Source organism: Ruegeria sp. BC6, assembly GCF_056539185.1.
This window is the reverse complement of record NZ_JBQFUM010000008.1, coordinates 81,413-99,258: the sequence shown is the minus strand read 5'-3', so window position 1 is coordinate 99,258 and position 17,846 is coordinate 81,413. Positions and strand designations below refer to the sequence as shown.

Annotated in this window: 18 protein-coding genes and 1 riboswitch; of the genes, 3 read left to right on the top strand and 15 right to left on the bottom strand. The window is 64.0% G+C overall.

All coding sequences use genetic code 11. The features are described 5' to 3' along the window. Positions 1–205: 205 nt before the first annotated feature. Genes mutT through ACR0MM_RS18250 form a run of 3 tightly spaced genes read right to left on the bottom strand, consistent with a single transcriptional unit; the run spans position 206 to position 2,741 of the window. Positions 206–604, bottom strand: coding sequence for an 8-oxo-dGTP diphosphatase MutT (gene mutT / locus ACR0MM_RS18260; RefSeq protein WP_170340762.1), 399 nt, complete (start codon positions 602–604; stop codon positions 206–208). Positions 605–659: 55 nt separating this feature from the next. Next, complete coding sequence (argJ, locus tag ACR0MM_RS18255) at positions 660–1,886, bottom strand: bifunctional glutamate N-acetyltransferase/amino-acid acetyltransferase ArgJ (RefSeq protein ID WP_480697788.1); 1,227 nt, start codon at positions 1,884–1,886, stop codon at positions 660–662. A gap of 6 nt (positions 1,887–1,892) precedes the next feature. Continuing rightward, entirely contained in the window at positions 1,893–2,741 is an 849-nt protein-coding gene (locus ACR0MM_RS18250; protein ID WP_170342723.1) for a peptidylprolyl isomerase, read from the bottom strand. Positions 2,742–2,917: 176 nt separating this feature from the next. Between ACR0MM_RS18250 and secA the strand changes: the two genes are divergently transcribed. The 3 genes from secA (at position 2,918) to ACR0MM_RS18235 (ending at position 8,222) form a co-directional block, all read left to right on the top strand. Next, the gene (gene secA / locus ACR0MM_RS18245) at positions 2,918–5,623 is read left to right on the top strand and encodes a preprotein translocase subunit SecA (RefSeq protein ID WP_480697786.1); all 2,706 of its coding nucleotides are present in this window, start codon (positions 2,918–2,920) and stop codon (positions 5,621–5,623) included. Between the two features lie 100 nt (positions 5,624–5,723). Continuing rightward, positions 5,724–6,641 (top strand): hypothetical protein, encoded by a 918-nt coding sequence (locus ACR0MM_RS18240; RefSeq protein ID WP_480697784.1) that lies wholly within the window; start codon positions 5,724–5,726, stop codon positions 6,639–6,641. A gap of 24 nt (positions 6,642–6,665) precedes the next feature. After that, a complete protein-coding gene (locus ACR0MM_RS18235) occupies positions 6,666–8,222 on the top strand; it encodes a phosphate ABC transporter substrate-binding/OmpA family protein (protein ID WP_480697782.1) in 1,557 nt (518 codons plus the stop codon). A gap of 3 nt (positions 8,223–8,225) precedes the next feature. Here ACR0MM_RS18235 and radC read toward each other — a convergent pair whose 3' ends face one another. The 12 genes from radC to dnaJ all read right to left on the bottom strand — a co-directional run bounded on the left by radC (position 8,226) and on the right by dnaJ (position 17,799). Then, entirely contained in the window at positions 8,226–8,981 is a 756-nt protein-coding gene (gene radC, locus ACR0MM_RS18230) for a RadC family protein (protein ID WP_480697780.1), read from the bottom strand. 36 nt (positions 8,982–9,017) lie between these two features. Beyond that, positions 9,018–9,752 carry an ABC transporter permease gene (locus tag ACR0MM_RS18225; protein WP_480697778.1) on the bottom strand — a complete coding sequence of 245 codons (735 nt, stop codon included), beginning with the start codon at positions 9,750–9,752 and terminating at the stop codon, positions 9,018–9,020. Continuing rightward, positions 9,749–10,477, bottom strand: coding sequence for an ABC transporter ATP-binding protein (locus ACR0MM_RS18220; RefSeq protein WP_480697776.1), 729 nt, complete (start codon positions 10,475–10,477; stop codon positions 9,749–9,751). The genes ACR0MM_RS18225 and ACR0MM_RS18220 overlap by 4 nt, the downstream gene beginning before the upstream one ends. Then, entirely contained in the window at positions 10,474–11,148 is a 675-nt protein-coding gene (gene tenA, locus ACR0MM_RS18215; RefSeq protein WP_480697774.1) for a thiaminase II, read from the bottom strand. The genes ACR0MM_RS18220 and tenA overlap by 4 nt, the downstream gene beginning before the upstream one ends. Continuing rightward, positions 11,145–12,080 carry an ABC transporter substrate-binding protein gene (locus ACR0MM_RS18210; RefSeq protein ID WP_480697772.1) on the bottom strand — a complete coding sequence of 312 codons (936 nt, stop codon included), beginning with the start codon at positions 12,078–12,080 and terminating at the stop codon, positions 11,145–11,147. The genes tenA and ACR0MM_RS18210 overlap by 4 nt, the downstream gene beginning before the upstream one ends. A 20-nt stretch (positions 12,081–12,100) precedes the next feature. Further along, positions 12,101–13,063: a ThiF family adenylyltransferase gene (locus ACR0MM_RS18205; RefSeq protein WP_480697770.1), complete on the bottom strand. Its 963-nt coding sequence runs from the start codon at positions 13,061–13,063 to the stop codon at positions 12,101–12,103. After that, positions 13,060–13,656, bottom strand: coding sequence for a thiamine phosphate synthase (locus ACR0MM_RS18200; RefSeq protein WP_480697768.1), 597 nt, complete (start codon positions 13,654–13,656; stop codon positions 13,060–13,062). Before ACR0MM_RS18200 ends, ACR0MM_RS18205 begins: the two co-directional genes overlap by 4 nt. Then, a complete protein-coding gene (locus tag ACR0MM_RS18195; RefSeq protein WP_170440075.1) occupies positions 13,653–14,423 on the bottom strand; it encodes a thiazole synthase in 771 nt (256 codons plus the stop codon). Before ACR0MM_RS18195 ends, ACR0MM_RS18200 begins: the two co-directional genes overlap by 4 nt. A gap of 2 nt (positions 14,424–14,425) precedes the next feature. Continuing rightward, complete coding sequence (thiS, locus tag ACR0MM_RS18190; RefSeq protein ID WP_170459510.1) at positions 14,426–14,620, bottom strand: sulfur carrier protein ThiS; 195 nt, start codon at positions 14,618–14,620, stop codon at positions 14,426–14,428. Further along, the gene (locus ACR0MM_RS18185; RefSeq protein WP_480697766.1) at positions 14,604–15,581 is read right to left on the bottom strand and encodes an FAD-dependent oxidoreductase; all 978 of its coding nucleotides are present in this window, start codon (positions 15,579–15,581) and stop codon (positions 14,604–14,606) included. The genes thiS and ACR0MM_RS18185 overlap by 17 nt, the downstream gene beginning before the upstream one ends. Then, entirely contained in the window at positions 15,578–16,381 is an 804-nt protein-coding gene (gene thiD / locus ACR0MM_RS18180; RefSeq protein WP_480697764.1) for a bifunctional hydroxymethylpyrimidine kinase/phosphomethylpyrimidine kinase, read from the bottom strand. Before thiD ends, ACR0MM_RS18185 begins: the two co-directional genes overlap by 4 nt. Positions 16,382–16,427: 46 nt before the next feature. Next, a riboswitch (TPP riboswitch) is annotated at positions 16,428–16,530 on the bottom strand. Between the two features lie 126 nt (positions 16,531–16,656). Beyond that, positions 16,657–17,799, bottom strand: a complete 1,143-nt coding sequence (gene dnaJ / locus ACR0MM_RS18175; RefSeq protein ID WP_480697762.1) for a molecular chaperone DnaJ — start codon at positions 17,797–17,799, stop codon at positions 16,657–16,659. Positions 17,800–17,846 lie beyond the last annotated feature (47 nt).

Sequence of the window (17,846 nt, the reverse complement as noted above, 5' to 3'; positions counted from 1 at the left end):
AGCCTTTAATTCAAGTGAGTAACACATGGGTTCAAAAAACGCGCACTCGTCGCTGCTTCACTAGAGTTTGCTAGCAATTTCTTGGCTCTGAGCGCAACGCTCCAAAGGCGCAATTCAATGCACAAAAGCATAAGTTTTTAACTTCCGCATTGTCCGCATACAAGACATCCAGACCTATCAACTCGAACGTCCCTGGCTTTGCGCCCTACAACCAATCCCGCAAAATCGGGATCAATGGAACATCCGCCGCCGGCATCGGATAGTTGCGCAGCTCGTTCGCCCGCACCCATTTCAGCGCCTGACCCTCTTTCGACTGCGGAATGCCCTGCCACTTGCGGCAGGCAAACAGCGGCATCAGTAGATGGAAATCGTCATAGCTGTGGCTGGCAAAGGTCAGCGGTGCAAGGCACGAGGCCCAGGTGTCGATGCCAAGTTCCTCGTGCAATTCGCGGATCAGGGCAGCCTCGGGGGTTTCGCCCGGCTCGATCTTGCCGCCGGGAAATTCCCACAAGCCAGCCATGGCCTTGCCCTCCGGGCGCTGCGCCAGCAGCACCCGCCCATCCACGTCGATCAAGGCGACGGCAGAGACGAGAACCGTTTTCATGGTCGCAATCCCGGACGCAAAATCGGGCTCCACTTCTGCTCGAATAGCTCTGATGTCACGACCGGTAATCCGCGTTGATCTCGATGTATCGGTGGGTCAGATCGCAGGTCCAGACAGTGGCCTTGCCCTCGCCCAGCCCCAGATCGACCGCGATCACCAGTTCCTGGCCCTTCATGTAGGCGGCGGCGTCTTCCTCGCGATAGGTCGGGCTGACCCAGCCTTTTTCGGCCACGAGGATATCGCCGAAGGAAATGCTGAGCGTGTCGCGATCGGCCGCCGCGCCGGATTTGCCGATAGCCATGACGACCCGGCCCCAGTTCGGATCCTCGCCCGCGATGGCGGTCTTGACCAGCGGTGAATTGGCGATGGCTATGCCGTGGACTTTGGCATCGGCGTCCGAGGCGGCGCCGGTCACGCGGATCTCGACGAATTTGGTGGCGCCTTCGCCGTCCTTCACCACCTGATGCGCCAGATCCAGCATCACCGATTCCAGCGCCCGCGCGAAATCGGCATTGCCGGTGGCATCCGCGCCCGACGCGCCGGTCGCGCACAGCAGCAGGCTGTCCGAGGTCGAGGTGTCGCTGTCCACGGTGATGCAGTTGAAGGTCCGGTCGGTCTGCTCGGACAGCATCCGTTGCAACGCCGATTGGTCGATCTTCGCGTCGGTGAAGATATAAACCAGCATCGTCGCCATGTCGGGCGCGATCATGCCCGACCCTTTGGCAATCCCCGCAATAGAGACTGTTTTGCCGTCAATCTCGACCTGCGCACTGGCGCCTTTGGGGAAGGTGTCGGTGGTCATGATCGCCCGCGCGGCCTCTTCCAAGGCGTCGGCGCGCAGGCCGGCGGTCAGTTCGTCCAGCCCGGCCACGATCCGGTCATGCGGCAGCGGCTCGCCGATCACCCCGGTGGACGAGGTGAACACGCGGTTCTGCGCCACACCGGTCGCCTGCGCCACGGCTGCAGTGATCTGCTCGACTGAGGCCTGCCCGTACTGCCCGGTAAAGGCATTGGCGTTGCCCGAGTTCACCAGGATCGCCGCCGGCCCGTCGCTGGGCCCACCGATCTTGTCCTGGCAATCCAGCACCGGCGCCGCACGTGTGGCCGAACGGGTGAACACACCGGCCACCGCGGTGCCCGGATCGAGCACCGCCAGCATCACGTCGGTGCGGCCCTGATACCGCACCCCGGCGGCGACGGTGGCGAACCGCACACCGTCGATGACCGGCAGATCAGGGAAGGCCGCAGGGGCCAGCGGAGACACCTTGGTGATCTTGGCCACTGGGGTTTACTCCTGAACCAGGTCCAGCTTGCGGACCACGTCCGGGGTCAGGCCCTCGACCTCGGGGCGCTCGACGCTGCCGGCCTGGGTCAGCTCGTCGATCTTGGCCTGAATGGCCTCCTGACGGACGGACTGGGCCAGTTCATCCCGCACCGCCGCAAACTCGGGCGCTTCGGATTTGCGTTTGTCGTTCAGGATCACGACATGCCACCCGAACTGGGTCTGTACCGGGTCCGAGACCTGACCTTTTTCCAGCCCGATCACGGCCTGTTCGAATTCGGGCACCATCTGGCCCTTGCCAAACCAGCCCAGCGCACCGCCATTGGGACCGGACGGGCCGGTGGATTTCTCTTTGGCCAGCTCGGCAAAATCGGCGCCGTCATCCAGTTGCGCCTTGATCTCCTTGGCCTCGTCCTCGGTCGCGACAAGGATGTGGCTGGCGTTGAACTCGTCTTCGCCCTGGAAGTCCGCGAACTGTGCGTCATAGGCGGCCTGGATCGCGTCGTCGGTCACCTGGGCATCGGTGATCTGGTTCACCGTCTGCACCGCCTTCAGCGAGCGCTCTTCGTTGGTCAGCATCAGCGCGTTCAGGCGGGTCAGCTCGTCCTGCTCCTGGCTGAGCAATTGTTGCTGGATCAGCTGCTCGACGATGAACTGGTACAGGACCTCGTCTTCCAACTGCTGATATTGCGGCGGCAGGCCAGCCGCAGTGGCAATCACGTGACCCAAAGTGATCTCGTCGCCGTTGACGCGCGCCACAACCGTATCGGCAGAGGGTTCGGTTTCAGCGGCGACAGGCAGGGCCATCATGGCCGCAAGAGCCAGCGATGGCAGAAAAGTGAGACCTTTGGGCATGAATTCATCCTATATTCTGGCCGCGACAGGGCGTGGCGTTGACACTCTGGAACCTGCCGCTTACATCGCTTGCAGCCTTTGACAGGACCATCTTTTCCTCCCAGCTATCTATGGGTTGCGCGCAAGGTGGGCAAGCCTGTCGCAACCAAGACAAGAAAAGATCCGCTGGAGTGAACATGCTGGGACTCGGTACGCTTGCCAAAAAGGTGTTCGGAACACCGAACGACCGCAAGATCAAGGCAACCCGCCCGCTGGTCGAAAAGATCAACGCGCTGGAGCCGGAGTTCGAAAAACTCTCGGATGACGATCTGAAAGCCAAGACCGAAGAGCTGCGCAAGCGGGCCAACGAGGGTGAGAGCCTGGACGACCTGCTGCCCGAGGCATTCGCCAACGTGCGCGAAGGCGCCAAGCGCGCGCTGGGTTTGCGGGCCTTTGACGTGCAGCTCATGGGCGGCATCTTCCTGCATCAGGGCAACATTGCCGAGATGAAGACCGGCGAAGGCAAGACCCTGGTCGCCACCTTCCCCGCCTATCTGAACGCACTGACCGGAAAGGGCGTGCATGTCGTCACAGTCAACGAATATCTGGCAAAGCGTGACGCCGAATGGATGAGCAACGTGTTCGGCGCGTTGGGTATGACCACCGGCGTGATCTGGTCGGGCCAGCCCGATGCCGAGAAAAAAGCGGCCTATGCCTGTGACATCACCTACGCCACCAACAATGAGCTGGGCTTCGACTATCTGCGCGACAACATGAAGGCGGATCTGAACGAGGTCTACCAGAAGCACCACAATTTCGCGATCGTGGACGAGGTCGACTCGATTCTGATCGACGAGGCACGGACCCCGCTGATCATCTCGGGTCCATCTCAGGACCGGTCCGATCTTTACACGGCCATCGACGGCCTGATTCCGTCCCTGCAGGACGATCACTATACGATCGACGAGAAGTCCCGCAGCGTGACCTTCACCGATGAAGGCAACGAGTTCCTTGAAGAGCAGCTGCACGCCAGTGGCCTGCTGCCCGAGGGCCAGTCGCTGTACGACCCCGAAAGCACCACGGTGGTGCACCACGTCAACCAGGGCCTGCGCGCGCACAAGCTGTTCCAGCGGGACAAGGACTACATTGTGCGCGACGGCAACGTGGTTCTGATTGACGAATTCACGGGCCGGATGATGCCGGGCCGCCGTCTGTCCGAAGGTCTGCACCAAGCCATCGAAGCCAAGGAAGGCGCGCCGATCCAGCCCGAAAACGTGACCTTGGCCAGCGTGACTTTCCAGAACTATTTCCGCCTCTATGACAAGCTGGCCGGCATGACCGGTACCGCCCTGACCGAGGCCGAGGAATTCGCCGAAATCTATGGCCTGGGCGTAGTCGAAGTGCCGACCAACAAGCCGATCGCCCGTGCCGACGAGGACGATCAGGTCTATCGCACCGCGGCCGAGAAATACGCGGCCATGATCGAGGAGATCAAGAAGGCCAACGCCAAGGGCCAGCCGGTTCTGGTGGGCACGACCTCGATCGAGAAGTCCGAAATGCTCAGCGAGATGCTGACCAAGGAAGGCATCAAGCACAACGTCCTGAACGCCCGCCAGCACGAGCAGGAGGCCCAGATCGTGGCCGAGGCCGGACGTCTGGGCGCGGTAACCATCGCCACCAACATGGCCGGCCGCGGCACCGACATCCAGCTGGGCGGTAACGTGGAAATGAGCGTCATGCAGGCGCTGGCCGAAAACCCCGACGCCGACCCGGCCGAACTGCGCGCCCGGGAAGAGGCGCGCCATGCGGAAGAAAAGCAAAAGGTGCTGGAGGCCGGCGGTCTGTTCGTTCTGGCCTCGGAGCGCCACGAAAGCCGCCGCATCGACAACCAGCTGCGCGGCCGTTCGGGCCGTCAGGGCGACCCGGGCCGCACCGTGTTTTTCCTCAGCCTGGAAGACGACCTGATGCGCATCTTCGGCTCGGAACGGCTGGACAAAGTTCTGACCACCCTGGGCATGAAAGAAGGCGAAGCGATCGTCCACCCCTGGGTGAACAAATCGCTGGAACGTGCGCAGGCAAAGGTCGAAGGCCGCAACTTCGACATGCGCAAGAACGTTCTCAAGTTCGACGACGTGATGAACGATCAGCGCAAGGTGATCTTCAACCAGCGACGCGAAATCATGTCGACCGACGATCTGTCCGAAATCGTTTCGGACATGCGCGAACAGGTCATCGACGATCTGATCGACCAGTACATGCCGCCCAAAACCTACGCCGACCAGTGGGACACCGACGGGCTGCACGCGGCCCTCAAAGAAAAGCTGAACATCGATGTTCCGGTTCAGGAGTGGGCGGCCGAGGATGGGGTCGATGACGACGTGGTTCGCGAGCGCCTGATCAAGGCGACCGACGAGATGATGGCCCAGAAGGCCGCCGCCTTCGGCCCCGAGAACATGCGCAACATCGAAAAGCAGGTGCTGCTGCAGACCATCGACAGCAAGTGGCGCGAGCACTTGCTGACCCTGGAACATCTGCGCTCGGTCGTGGGCTTCCGCGGTTACGCCCAGCGCGATCCGCTGAACGAATACAAGACCGAAAGCTTCCAGCTGTTCGAGAACATGCTCGACAGCCTGCGTGAAACGGTTACCCAGCAACTGGCCCGCGTCCGCCCGCTGACCGAAGAAGAGCAGCGCGAGATGCTGGCACAGATGCAGGCGCAGCAGGCACAGATCAAGAAAGCCGCCGAACAGGCCGAAGCGGAGGCCGAGGCGCAGGCGTCGGGCGATGCGCGGCCCGGCTTTGTCGAGGACGACCCGTCAACCTGGGGTAATCCGTCGCGCAACGATCCCTGCCCCTGCGGATCCGGCAAGAAATTCAAGCACTGCCATGGTCGGCTTGCCTGATCCGGTCAGATTCCCGACATAATGAGTCCGCGTCGCGGCCACATATTGGCCGCGATTGTTAAGCAGTCTCCGACTCGCTCCTTCAACTGGGGAGGGTGTCTTGTTTGTAATACGGAACTACGTGACCACAGGTGGCACGGTCGCATGCGCATTGGCCATCGGCTACCTGATGCAGAACGGACCGGCCTCGCAGCCGGACGTGCAGGAAACACGTCAAGCGATGATCCAGCCGTCTGGAGAAGGCACCGTGATTGCCGGGTTGGAAGGTATCGTTCTGACTTCGGCGACGCCGAATGCGTCCACGGCCCCCGAACCCTCGGCCAAGGTTCCGCCTCGGGCTGAGCCTGCCGTTCCTCAGGCGCAGGTCGACTGCGATCTCCGGGCCCGCGCAATGGCGGCCCCCAACGCGACAGCACGTTTGACCCTGAAAGCCCCCTGCAACCCCGATGAAACCGTCGAGCTGCACCACAGCGGCATGACGTTCAGCGCCCGAACCGACAAGGACGGCCGTCTGGACCTGTCCATTCCCGCCCTGTCGGAATATGCCATTTTCCTGATCTCGTTCAAAAACCAGCGCGGCACTGTCGCCACTACTCACATTCCTGATTTTTCAGACTATGACCGGGTTGCGCTGCAATGGATGGGGGACACCGAATTGCAACTGCACGCGTTGGAGTTCGGTGCATCCTATGGCGAGGCCGGGCATGTCTGGTCGAACGCCGGCAGCTCCGGTACCGGGCAGGTTGTCCACTTCGGCATGGCCGGCGAGCGCAATGCCGAGATCTATACGATCCCCCGCAACCTGGCCGACGCAAATGGCACCGTCGCCCTGAGCGTCGAGGCCGAAGTGACTCCCCGGAATTGTGGGCAGGACCTGGATCTGCAAGCGCTCGAGTTGCTGGACGATCAGGGGCTGCGGTCGCGAGAGCTGTCGATCACCCTGCCGGCCTGCGACAGCGGACAGGACTTTCTGGTGTTGAATAATCTGTTCCAAGACCTGACAATCGCCGCAAAGTAACGGCAGGCAGGTCTACAGGTCTTTATGAAGTATCTTCACGCGACGATGACGGTGTTGTCGTTGATGGCTGGCGCTTCAGGCGCCCTCGCTCAGGACATCACCCTGACCTCGCATGACGGCAAGGTCGAGATCACCGGGAACCTGTTGGGGTTTGATGGTGAGTTCTACCGTGTGGACACCCAGTTCGGCGAACTGACGGTGGATGGATCCGGCGTCACCTGCGACGGTCCGGCTTGCCCCAACCTGATCGACTTTGTGGCCGAAGTGAACTTCTCTGGCGCATCGGTGATGGCCGAATCCCTACTTCCGGCCTTGATCGAAGGCTTTGCGCAACGAGAAAACCTGAACGTGCTAAGCGAAGGCACGGACCCTGCGCAGCTTGTCTTTGCCCTGACGCAGCCGGATCGGACCGCCCCTTTGGCGCGGTTTTTCCTGCGCGTTTCGGACACCGACCGCGGTTTTGCCGATCTGACCGCCGATCAGGCAGACATCGCTTTGGCGATGCGCGAAATCCGCCCGCAGGAGGCCGCGGCGGCGCAGGAAAACGGTCTGGGCGACCTGTCCCGACCGCGCCGGTCGCGGGTGGTGGCTCTTGGCGCGCTGGTGCCGGTGGTCTCATTGGACAATCCGATCCAGCAGATCTCGGTTTCGGACCTGGCGCGGGTCATAAATGGCGAGGTCGCCAACTGGGCACAGCTCGGTGGCCCGGATGCCCCCATCGCCGTTCATCTGCCGGATGTGACAACCGGTGTTGGTCAGGCCGTGCAAGACCAGGTGATGCAGCCAGCCGGTGTGCAGGCGCATGAGGACGTGATCCGCCACACCCGCAGCGCGGAACTGGCAGCAGCGGTTGCGCGCGATCCGTTCGCACTCGGTATCGTCAGCCACGCTGACCCGCAAAACGTGCGCAGTCTGCCGCTGGCCGGCGGATGCGGTCACGCATTGCGCGCCACGCGCGCCGCCATCAAGACCGAGGACTATCCGCTGACCCTGCCGATGTTCCTGTATCTTCCACAGCGGCGCCTCCCGAAGATCGCCCGCCAGTTTCTGGCCTATGTCCAAAGCCCCGAGGCACAGATGGTCATTCGGCAAGCCGGTTTCGTCGACCAGTCCCACGAACTGGTACGTCTTGGGCTTCAGGGCGACCGGTTGGCCAACGCCATCACCTCGGGTGGGTCCGAGGTGGGTCTGGAAGAACTGCAACGGATGATCGAAACTCTGCGCCCGCTGTCGCGCCTGTCGGTGTCTTTCCGGTTCGAGCCGGGATCGTCGCGGCCAGACGCGCAGTCGCGGTCGAACATCCTGCAAATGGCGCAGGCGCTTGAATCGGGCCAGTATGACGGGCGCAAACTGGTCTTCGTCGGTTTCAGTGACGGGGACGGTGCTGCGGAAACCAATGCCCGCATCGCCTTGCGGCGCGCACAGACCGTGCGCAACGCGATTCTGGCCGCGATCGAGACCGCAGTCCCCGAAACCGTCGAGATCGCCGTCGAAGGTTTCGGTGAAGCCATGCCCATGGCCTGCGACGACACGGAATGGGGCCGCAAGGCCAACCGTCGTGTCGAAGTCTGGGTGCGCTAGCGGTCAGAGATAACCTTCCGAGCGGAAGCTCAGCTCGGTCGATTTGCCGATGATCAGGTGGTCGTGCAAGGTCAGCCCCAGTGCGGCGCAGGCATCGTTGATGCGGTTGGTCATGTCGATATCCGACTGCGACGGGGTTGGATCACCCGACGGATGATTGTGCACCAGGATCAGCGCCGAGGCGTTCAGTTCCAGCGCGCGTTTGGCGACCTCGCGCGGGTAGACGGGTACGTGATCGACGGTGCCCTTGGCCTGCTCCTCATCCGCGATGAGCACGTTCTTGCGGTCCAGGAAGAACACGCGGAACTGCTCGATCTCGCGATGCGCCATGGTGGTGTGGCAATAATCCAGCAACGCGTCCCAGCTGGAAATCACATGCCGCTGCATCACCCGGGCGCGGGCCATGCGATGGGCGCAGGCCTCGAGGATCTTGAGGTCGGTGATGACCGTATCGCCCACGTCCTTGATCTGACGCAGGCGTTCCACAGGGGCGGTCAGCACCCGGTTGAAATCGCCGAATGTATCCAGCAGCAGCCGCGCCAGCGGTTTCACGTCCTGCCGGGGGATCGAGCGGAACAGGACCAGTTCCAGCAACTCGTAATCCGGCATCGCCCCGGCGCCGCCCGACATGAACCGTTCACGCAGGCGCTTGCGGTGGTCCTTGATATACGAGGGCAGCCGACCCGTGGGCAGCGGCGTCACCGGCGCTTCGTCAGTTTCGAACAGCGATGGGGCTTCGGCAAAAGCGTCCTTGGTCATGCGCCCATGATTGCCCCAGAATCGGTTTCCGAATGGTTAACGCGCCTCACCGGCCATGCGGGCCGTGGCGCGGCGCACGGCCAGATGCAGCAGGATCGAGAACACCCCCAGCGTCAGCATCGCAGCGAACATCAGGTCGGTCTTGGCGCGACCATTGGCCAGCAGCATCAGGTATCCCAGCCCCTGCGACGAGCCGACCCATTCGCCGATCACCGCCCCGATCGGGGCATAGACCGCCGCCAGCCGCATCCCCGAAGCCAGCGAGGGTAGCGCCGCCGGGATGCGGATATGCCACAACACGCTGCGCGGGCTGGCCTGCATGGTGCGGGCCAAGTCCAGATAGCCGGACGGCGTGCGCATCAGCCCGTCGAAAAACGACGAGGTGATGGGGAAATAGATGATCAGCACCGCCATCGCGACCTTGGACCACAGCCCATAGCCCAGCCACAGGGTCAGCAACGGTGCCAACGCAAAGACCGGCAGCGCCTGGGTGAACACCAGCATCGGCTGCACCAGCACTCGCGCAGCGCGGGAATTAGCTAGCTGCAGCGCGGTGGCGACGCCCAGCACGGTGCCGCAGGCCAAACCGATCAGCACCTCGATGGCGGTGATCCAGGTGTGTTCGGCGATCAGCCAGCGGTTCTGCCACCAGGTCTCGGCCACCAATGCCGGGCCGGGCAGGATAAATTTCGGCAGGCCGGTCAGGGTGACGATCGCTTGCCAGAAGACCAGCGCAAACAGCGTTGCGGCAAGGACCGAGAGCGTCTTCATGCCACCTCCTCGCGCAGCATTTTCAGCAGCGCGCCCTGCGTCTCCAGCGTTTCCAGATCGTCCACCCGACGCGGCACCGGCGCGTGGGGCGGCTGACACGGGGTCAGGCCGTGGCGCGTCATCACCATGATCGACTGGCCCAGACGCGCGGCCTCCGCAGGGTCATGGGTGACCAGCAGAACGGTCCGGCCCTGCAGGGCCTCGGCGGCCAGGTCCTGCATGTCGGCGCGGGTGCGCGCATCCAGCGCCGAGAACGGCTCGTCCAGCAGGATGACCGGCTTGTCTTCCATCAGGGTCCGGGCCAATGCCACGCGCTGACGCTGCCCGCCGGACAGTTCCGAAGGCTTCTTGGTCATGTGGTCCTGCAGGCGCATCCGTTCGATCAGCCGGGCGCGGCGGTCCTGATCGACCCGTTCGCCGCGCAGCCGGGCGCCCAGCGCCACGTTCTGCGCGACCGTGGCCCAAGGCAGCAGCAGGTCGTCCTGCGCCATGTAGGCCACGCGCTCGGCCACCGGCAGCCCGTCGCTGGCGCGGATCTCGCCGGTGAACTCGGCCCCGGTCGCCAACCCGGCGATCAGGCGCAGAACCGTGGTCTTGCCGACCCCCGATCCGCCCAGCAGGCAGGTCCATTGCCCGGCCTTCAGCGACAGGGTCAGCGGCGCGAACAGAGGCGCGCCGTCGATGCTGGCCTGTCCGCTGATGGTCAGATCGGGAGGCGGGGTCATGGGGTCAGACCCATCTGCCAGAAATTGACCTCGAGCTCGGTCGCGGTGCGGAAGGTCTGGCACAGGCGATCCCAACGCGGTGTGGTACGGAAATCCGCCCCAAGTCGCCGTATCAGAGCCGAATCCAGTAATTCACCCACAGCCTGACAGGCTTCCTGATATTCACTGCTGGAATAGGCGTCGATCCAATCGCGATAGGTGTCCGAGGTGGCCTCGGCCGCCAGCCGGGTGCCGATTTCCCCGTATCCCATCACGCAGGGCGCCAGCGCCGCAAGCAGATCCAGCAGATCACCGCTGTAGCCGGCCTCGAGCACATAGCGGGTATAGGCCAGGTTCTCGGGGCGTTCGGGCGTGGCGAACAGCTCGCCCTGGCTGATGCCCTCGGCCTCGCAAATGCCGATATGCAACTTCATCTCTTCGCTGATCAGCCCATTCACAGTGCGCGACGCGGCCAGCATTTCGGCATGAGTTTCCGATTTCACCACCGCCAGCGCCCAGGCGCGCGAGAAATGGATCAGGAACACGTAATCCTGCCGCAAATAATGCAGAAACGCCGCGCGCGGCAGAGTTCCGTCCTTCAGCCCCTCGACAAAGGCGTGGCGGGTATAGTCCCGCCACGGTCCCTGCGCCGCATCGCGCATCAGTGCGAAGGCTTTGCCATAGTCGGTCATTGCGCGGTCACGTCGATGGTGATGTCGCTGACCGGGTTGATGCTGTCGATCATGCCGGAGTCTTTCAGAAAGGCCTCGAACCGGGCATAGCGGCCGGCATCAAAGCCCGCGGGGCGCAGCGCGAAACGCGGCAGGGTATCGACCCAGGCACGGGCGTTCAGTTCGTCCTGCAGCTCGGGCGAGGTGGCAGCGAAGATCTCCCAGCTATTTTCCGGGTTGTTCACGATATACTGAGTGGCCTTCTCGGTGGCGGCCAGGAAGCGGGCAATCATGTCCTTGTCCATCGTTTCGGGGTTGGCCACATAGATCAGCTCGTCATAGGGCGGCACGCCTTCTTCCTCGATGTAGAAGCAGCGGCCCGGAACGCCTTCGATATCCATCTGGTTCAGCTCGAAATTGCGGAAGGCGCCGATCACGGCATCCACTTGTCCCGTCATCAGCGACGGCGACAGCGAAAAGTTGACGTTGATCATCTCGATATCGTCCAGCGACACGCCATGCGCGTTCAGCATCGCGGTCAGGATGGCCTCTTCGACACCGGCGACCGAAAAGCCGATCTTCTTGCCCTTGAGGTCGGCCAGCGATTTGATCGGGCCATCCTCGAGCACCAGCAGGCAGTTCAGCGGCGTGGCGACCAGCGTCCCGACACGTTTCAGCGGCAGGCCCTCGTGGATCTGCAGGTGCAGCTGCGGCTGGTACGACACGGCCAGATCGGCCTGACCGGCGGCCACAAGGCGCGGCGGGGCCGACGGATCGGCGGGCGGCACGATTTCGACCTCAAGCCCCTGTTCGGCGAAATAGCCGTTCTCCTGCGCCACGATGATCGGCCCGTGGTCGGGGTTCACGAACCAGTCCAGCAGGACGGTCATCTTGTCCTGCGCCCAGGCAGGCGCTGCGGCCAGCAGGGCAATGGCGGTGATCAGCTTCTTCATGGTTTGCGTTTCCTTTTGCTTCACGACGTTGCGGCGGCGACCAGAACGATCCGGCCGCGCCAATGGGGGTGGAGTTCCTCGGCCGCGCGCCAGGCGCGCAGCCCGGTGGCACAGCAGAGAGCCAGCATTTTGTCCTTGTTAGGGTCTGTTTTCAGCGCGTCGACCGTCAGGCGGCGGACGTTAGGGTGGATCGGCTGGGGGGCTTCATCGACGCTGCGCAGATCGACGATCAGGTCGTCCGGGGCCAGCTGCGAAGGAGCGACAAAGGGAAAATGGCCGTCCGGCTCCGGCGCGGTGTCAAAGCGGAATCCGCTGCTGGAGCAGGTACGGCCATCCACCTGCACCATCTGGCCCAGGGGCGAGGGATCGAGGCCCAGGATCACGCCCAGCGCCATCTGCGCCTGCATCGCGCCGATCATCGCCACGATCGGGCCCAGAACGCCCGCGGTGGCGCAACTGGCCCCGCTGTCGGGCGCGTCGGGGAACACCGCGCGCAGGGACGGCGCGCCGCCGCAAAACCCGCCGACATACCCCGACAGGCCCAGGACCGAGGCGCTGATCAGCGGCGTGCCCTGCGCCATGCAGGTATCCGACAGCGTATAGCTGGCCGCGTAGCTGTCCGCGCAATCCAGAACCAGTTCAGCCTCGGCCACCAGATCGGCGGCATTCGCCGGTGTCAGAGGGTGTTTCTGCGGCTCAACAGTGATCTCACTGTTCAGGGCCCGGCAGCGTTCGGCGGCGGCATCGGCCTTGGGGCGGCCGCAATCGGATTCGGTGAACAGCGTCTGGCGGTGTAGGTTGGACAGGTCCACCGTATCGGGATCGACGATGGTCAGATACCCAACCCCGGCCCCGGCCAGCAGCGGCAGTGCGGGCGCGGCCAGCCCCCCGGCGCCCACCACCAGAACCCGCGCGCGGGCAAGGCGGTTCTGCCCTTCGGCCCCGACCTCTGGCAGGATCATCTGGCGGGCATAGCGGCTCATCGCGTGACCTCGATCCACTGCCGCACCCGCGCGTCGGGGTCAGGGTTAAGGGTGATGTCGGTCACGGCCGAGACGATGTCGGCCCCGGCCTGGAACACGCCCGGTGCGCGCTCGACGCTCATACCGCCGATGCCGACCAGGGGGATGTCACCCACGCGCCGTTTCCACTCGGTCACGCGCGGCAGGCCCTGTTGGTGCCATTTCATCTTTTTCAGGATGGTCGGATAGACCGGCCCCAGCGCCACATAGTCCGGGTCCATCGACAGCACGCGTTCAAGCTCGTCATCGTCATGGGTGGACACGCCCAGTTTCAGCCCGGCCTTGCGGATGGCGGGCAGATCGGCGTCGTCCAGATCCTCCTGCCCCAGGTGGATCCAGTCACATCCCGCGTCGATGGCGGCCTGCCAATAGTCGTTCACCACCAGCACCGCACCGTGGTCGCGGCACAGGGCCTGCGCGGCGGCGATTTCCGTGCGCACCACCGCGTCGGGCTGATCCTTGATGCGCAGCTGCACCAGTTTTACGCCCAGGGGCAGCATCCGCCGCAGCCAATCGGTATGATCGAAGATCGGATAGAAGCGTTCGAGCGTCATGACAGAAAGGCCTTTCCGATCACCGGGGTCGAGGGCTCGGCCATGTCGCGCGGCTCGATCGGGTCGGCCTGATGCGCCAGTTGCCCGGCCTGCACCGCAAGCGCCATGGCCCGTGCCATCGCCACCGGATCGCCTGCACGGGCGACGGCGGTGTTCAGCAGAACCGCGTCATAGCCCAGCTCCATCGCGTGGGCGGCGTGGCTGGGCAGGCCGATGCCCGCATCCACCACCAACGGCACATCGGGGAACTCGGCCCGCATCGCGCGCAGGGCGTATTCGTTGTTCAAGCCCCGCCCCGACCCGATCGGCGCGCCCCAGGGCATCAGCACCTGGCACCCGGCGGCCAGCAGGCGTTCGGCCACGATCAGGTCTTCGGTGGTGTAGGGGAACACCTGAAACCCTTCGTCGGTCAGAATGCGCGCGGCCTCGACCAGTTGGAACACGTCGGGCTGCAGGCTGTCGGTGTGGCCGATCAGTTCCAGCTTGATCCACGGCGTGTCGAACACCTCGCGCGCCATGTGGGCGGTGGTGACGGCCTCTTTGACGGTGTGACAGCCGGCAGTATTGGGCAGGATCAGCACGCCCAGATCGCGGATCATCGACCAGAAGGCCTGACCGGCCCCACCGGCGCCCTCGCGCCGCAGCGAGACGGTGGCGACACCCGCGCCGCTGGCTCGGAAGGCCTGTTCCAGGATCGCCGGGCTGGGATATTGCGCGGTGCCCAGCATCAGCGGGTTGGGCAGTTCGGTGCCGTAAAACGTCTTCATCTTCATCCCCCCTGCATCGGTGCGACGACCTCAACACGGTCGCCCTCGGCCAGATTGTGCGCGATGCGCAGGCTGGAGGGCACGAATTCTTCGTTCACCGCGGTGGCGACGCGGCCGGAAAAGCCGCATTCGGCCAGCAATTCGCCAAGGGTTTCGGCGCGCACCTCGCGCGGCTCGCCGTTAAGCACGATCTTCATCGACCATCTCCGAATGTGTGTTGTTCAGCGCCAGATCGGCCACGCCCCGGGCCAGTGCCGGGGCCAGCAGGTAGCCGTGGCGATACAACCCGTTGGCATAGATCGTCCGCCCCAGCCGGCGGATCCGCGGCAGGTTGTCGGGAAAGGCCGGGCGCAGATCGACCCCGATTTCCAGCACCTCGGCCTCGCCGAAGGCCGGGTTCAGCGCATAGGCCGCGCTGAGCAGTTCCAGCATCGAGCGCGCGGTGATCCGGCTGCTGTCCTCGGATTCGATCATCGTGGCGCCCAGCATGTAGATGCCCTCGCCCCGCGGTACGACATAGAGCGGCATCCGGGGATGCAACAGCCGCACGGGCCGGGTCAGCGTCACGTCGGGGCAGCGGATCACCAGCATTTCCCCCTTCACGCCGCGCAGGTCGTGCAGGATGTCGCGTGCGTGCAAGCCCCGGCAATCGATGGCGTTGTCCAGCCGCGACGGGGCCAGCTTGCGGTGGAATTCGACCCCTTTGTCCTGCAGGCCGCGATAGAGGTCCTGCAATGCCCGGCGAGGGTCCAGATGGGCCTCGTCGGCGAAGAACAGGCCTTGGGAAAACCCGTGCAAATCAGGCTCTAATTTGGCGATTTTCGCTTGATCGACCTGCGTGAATCCCTCGGTCCGGCGGGCAAAGCGGCGCAGGTCGGGCAGGTCGCGCGTGTTGGCCACGACCAGCGTTCCCTGCCGCGCGACCGGGGTGCGGGCCGCCCACCAGTCGATCGCCTGCTGGCCCAGCCTCAGCACCGGTTCCTCGGCATTTTCATATTCGCACCACGGCGCCAGCATGCCGCCGGCCCACCAGGAACACCCATGCGGACCGGGCGGCCCGCCCGGATCGAACACCTGTACCTGCGCGCCCCGCGCCACAAGTTCCGAGGCCACGGCCAAGCCGGCGACGCCGGCACCTATGACCGACCAAACCGTCACGCCGGCCATACCCGGTGGAAGTGATGTACCGGCCCGTGGCCCGAGCCGACCTGCAACTCATCCGCGCGGGTGATCGCGCCTTGCAGGTAGTCATGCGCCTGCGCCACCGCATCGACCAGAGGCAGCCCCTTGGCCAGACCGGCCGCGACGGCCGAGGACAGGGTGCATCCGGTGCCGTGGGTGTTGCGCGTGTCCTGACGGGGCGCGGTGAATTCACCGATGATGCCGTTCTGATCAATCAGCAGATCATGGCAGGTATCGCGCTTGCCGTGCCCGCCTTTCATCAGAACGGCCCCAGCCCCCAGGGTGCAAAGATCATGGCCCTGCGCGACCATCTCCTCGGGCGTTTCGGCGACCAGCCGGTCCAGCAGACAGGCGGCCTCGGGCAGGTTGGGGGTCAGGACGGTGGCGCGGGGCAGCAGCACCTCGCGCAACGTCTGCACCGCCTCGCGCGCCAGCAGGGCATCGCCCGATTTGGCGATCATCACCGGGTCCAGCACGATGGGCCCAGCAAAGCCGGACAGGCCGTCGGCGACGGTCTGGATGATCTCGGGCGTGGCCAGCATGCCGATCTTGACCGCGCGCACGTCCAGATCGGACAAAACCGCGTCGATCTGCGCGGCGATCACGTCCAGCGGGATACCGTGCACAGCGGTGACCGCCTGCGTGTTCTGGGCGGTGACCGCGGTGATGACACTGGCACCGAACACACCCAGCGCCGACATCGCCTTGAGATCGGCCTGAATACCGGCACCTCCGCCGCTGTCGGATCCTGCGATGGTCAAAGCGATATGCGCCATGTCGCTCCCTTCTTGCATGTGGGGCAACGCGGGCATGGAAAACGTCTGAGTGTTTTAGACCGTTCCCTCCGCCGGTATTGCCCGGATCAGGTTCGATGGGTTGGCTCGCGCCTCTCAGCCCCGGTTCCGGGGCACCCCAACGGTTGGCGCGGACATTCTCAAGGCTGAGGCCGAGAATCAAGGGCCAATTCCGCGCAGTTTCGGGCCAAACTGGACTTAGAAAACAAAAAAGCCGGCGATGATACGCCGGCCTTTCGGTCTCTGGAACGCTGGGATCAGCTTTGCATTCTCTCCCAGAAGGATTTGACGGATGAGAAAAAGCTTTTCGATTCCGGGTGGTTGTCCTCTCCCATATCGTCGAACTCCTGCAGCAGCTCTTTTTGCCGCGCGGTCAGGTTGACCGGAGTCTCGACCGCAAGCTCGATGAACATGTCACCGATACCGCCGCCCCGCAGCGCAGGCATACCCTTGCCGCGCAGGCGCATCTGCCGGCCCGACTGGCTGCCGGCCGGAATCTGCACCCGGCCGCGGCCACCGTCGATGGTGGGCACCTCGATCGAACCGCCCAGCGCCGCCTTCGCCATGCTGACAGGCACGCGGCAATACAGGTTCGGGCCATCCCGCTCGAACAGTTTGTGCGGCGTCACCTCGACAAAGATGTAAAGATCACCCGGAGGACCGCCGCGCATCCCGGCCTCGCCCTCGCCCGCCAAACGGATACGGGTGCCGGTTTCGACGCCCGCCGGAATGTTGACCGACAGCGCGCGCTCCTTCTCGACCCGGCCCGAGCCGTGGCAGGATTTGCAGGGGTTTTTGATGATTTGCCCCAGACCCGCACAGGTCGGGCAGCTGCGCTCGACAGTGAAAAAGCCCTGTTGTGCGCGCACCTTGCCCATGCCGGAACAGGTCGGGCAGGTGGTTGGTTCAACTCCGCCCTCGGCGCCGGTGCCCTCGCAGGACGAACAGGCCACGGCTGTCGGCACGTTGATGGTTTTCTGCAGCCCGGAATAGGCCTCTTCCAGTGAAACCCTCAGGTTGTAGCGAAGGTCCGAACCGCGAGCAGCCCGGCGTCCGCCGCCGCCACGCTGTCCACCCATGAAATCGCCGAACAGGTCATCGAACACATCGGAAAACGCGCTGGAGAAATCGCCCGATCCAAAGCCGCCACCACGCTGGCCTCCGCCCATGCCATTCTCGAACGCAGCATGGCCGAACCGGTCATAGGCGGCCTTTTTGTCAGCGTCGCGCAGAACGTCATAGGCCTCGTTGGCCTCTTTGAACAGGGCCTCGGCGTCCGGGTTGTCCTTGTTGCGATCGGGGTGCAGCTCTTTCGCCTTCCGGCGAAAAGCTTTCTTGATCTCATCCGCCGAAGCACCCTTGGACACGCCGAGCACTTCGTAATAGTCGCGTTTTGACATCGGTATTTCCTTCTGCCTCAACGTAAACGGGCCGGCCCGGCATCCGG

What these genes read in the sequence shown, in the direction of transcription:
- thiS (WP_170459510.1), bottom strand. Translation starts at nt 14,620, where the DNA reads ATGAAGATCGTGCTTAACGGCGAGCCGCGCGAGGTGCGCGCCGAAACC.
- ACR0MM_RS18205 (WP_480697770.1), bottom strand. Translation starts at nt 13,063, where the DNA reads ATGAGCCGCTATGCCCGCCAGATGATCCTGCCAGAGGTCGGGGCCGAA.
- secA (WP_480697786.1), top strand. Translation starts at nt 2,918, where the DNA reads ATGCTGGGACTCGGTACGCTTGCCAAAAAGGTGTTCGGAACACCGAAC.
- mutT (WP_170340762.1), bottom strand. Translation starts at nt 604, where the DNA reads ATGAAAACGGTTCTCGTCTCTGCCGTCGCCTTGATCGACGTGGATGGG.
- ACR0MM_RS18250 (WP_170342723.1), bottom strand. Translation starts at nt 2,741, where the DNA reads ATGCCCAAAGGTCTCACTTTTCTGCCATCGCTGGCTCTTGCGGCCATG.
- thiD (WP_480697764.1), bottom strand. Translation starts at nt 16,381, where the DNA reads ATGGCGCATATCGCTTTGACCATCGCAGGATCCGACAGCGGCGGAGGT.
- ACR0MM_RS18225 (WP_480697778.1), bottom strand. Translation starts at nt 9,752, where the DNA reads ATGAAGACGCTCTCGGTCCTTGCCGCAACGCTGTTTGCGCTGGTCTTC.
- ACR0MM_RS18195 (WP_170440075.1), bottom strand. Translation starts at nt 14,423, where the DNA reads ATGAAGACGTTTTACGGCACCGAACTGCCCAACCCGCTGATGCTGGGC.
- tenA (WP_480697774.1), bottom strand. Translation starts at nt 11,148, where the DNA reads ATGACCGACTATGGCAAAGCCTTCGCACTGATGCGCGATGCGGCGCAG.
- ACR0MM_RS18200 (WP_480697768.1), bottom strand. Translation starts at nt 13,656, where the DNA reads ATGACGCTCGAACGCTTCTATCCGATCTTCGATCATACCGATTGGCTG.
- ACR0MM_RS18210 (WP_480697772.1), bottom strand. Translation starts at nt 12,080, where the DNA reads ATGAAGAAGCTGATCACCGCCATTGCCCTGCTGGCCGCAGCGCCTGCC.
- ACR0MM_RS18235 (WP_480697782.1), top strand. Translation starts at nt 6,666, where the DNA reads ATGAAGTATCTTCACGCGACGATGACGGTGTTGTCGTTGATGGCTGGC.
- dnaJ (WP_480697762.1), bottom strand. Translation starts at nt 17,799, where the DNA reads ATGTCAAAACGCGACTATTACGAAGTGCTCGGCGTGTCCAAGGGTGCT.
- radC (WP_480697780.1), bottom strand. Translation starts at nt 8,981, where the DNA reads ATGACCAAGGACGCTTTTGCCGAAGCCCCATCGCTGTTCGAAACTGAC.
- ACR0MM_RS18220 (WP_480697776.1), bottom strand. Translation starts at nt 10,477, where the DNA reads ATGACCCCGCCTCCCGATCTGACCATCAGCGGACAGGCCAGCATCGAC.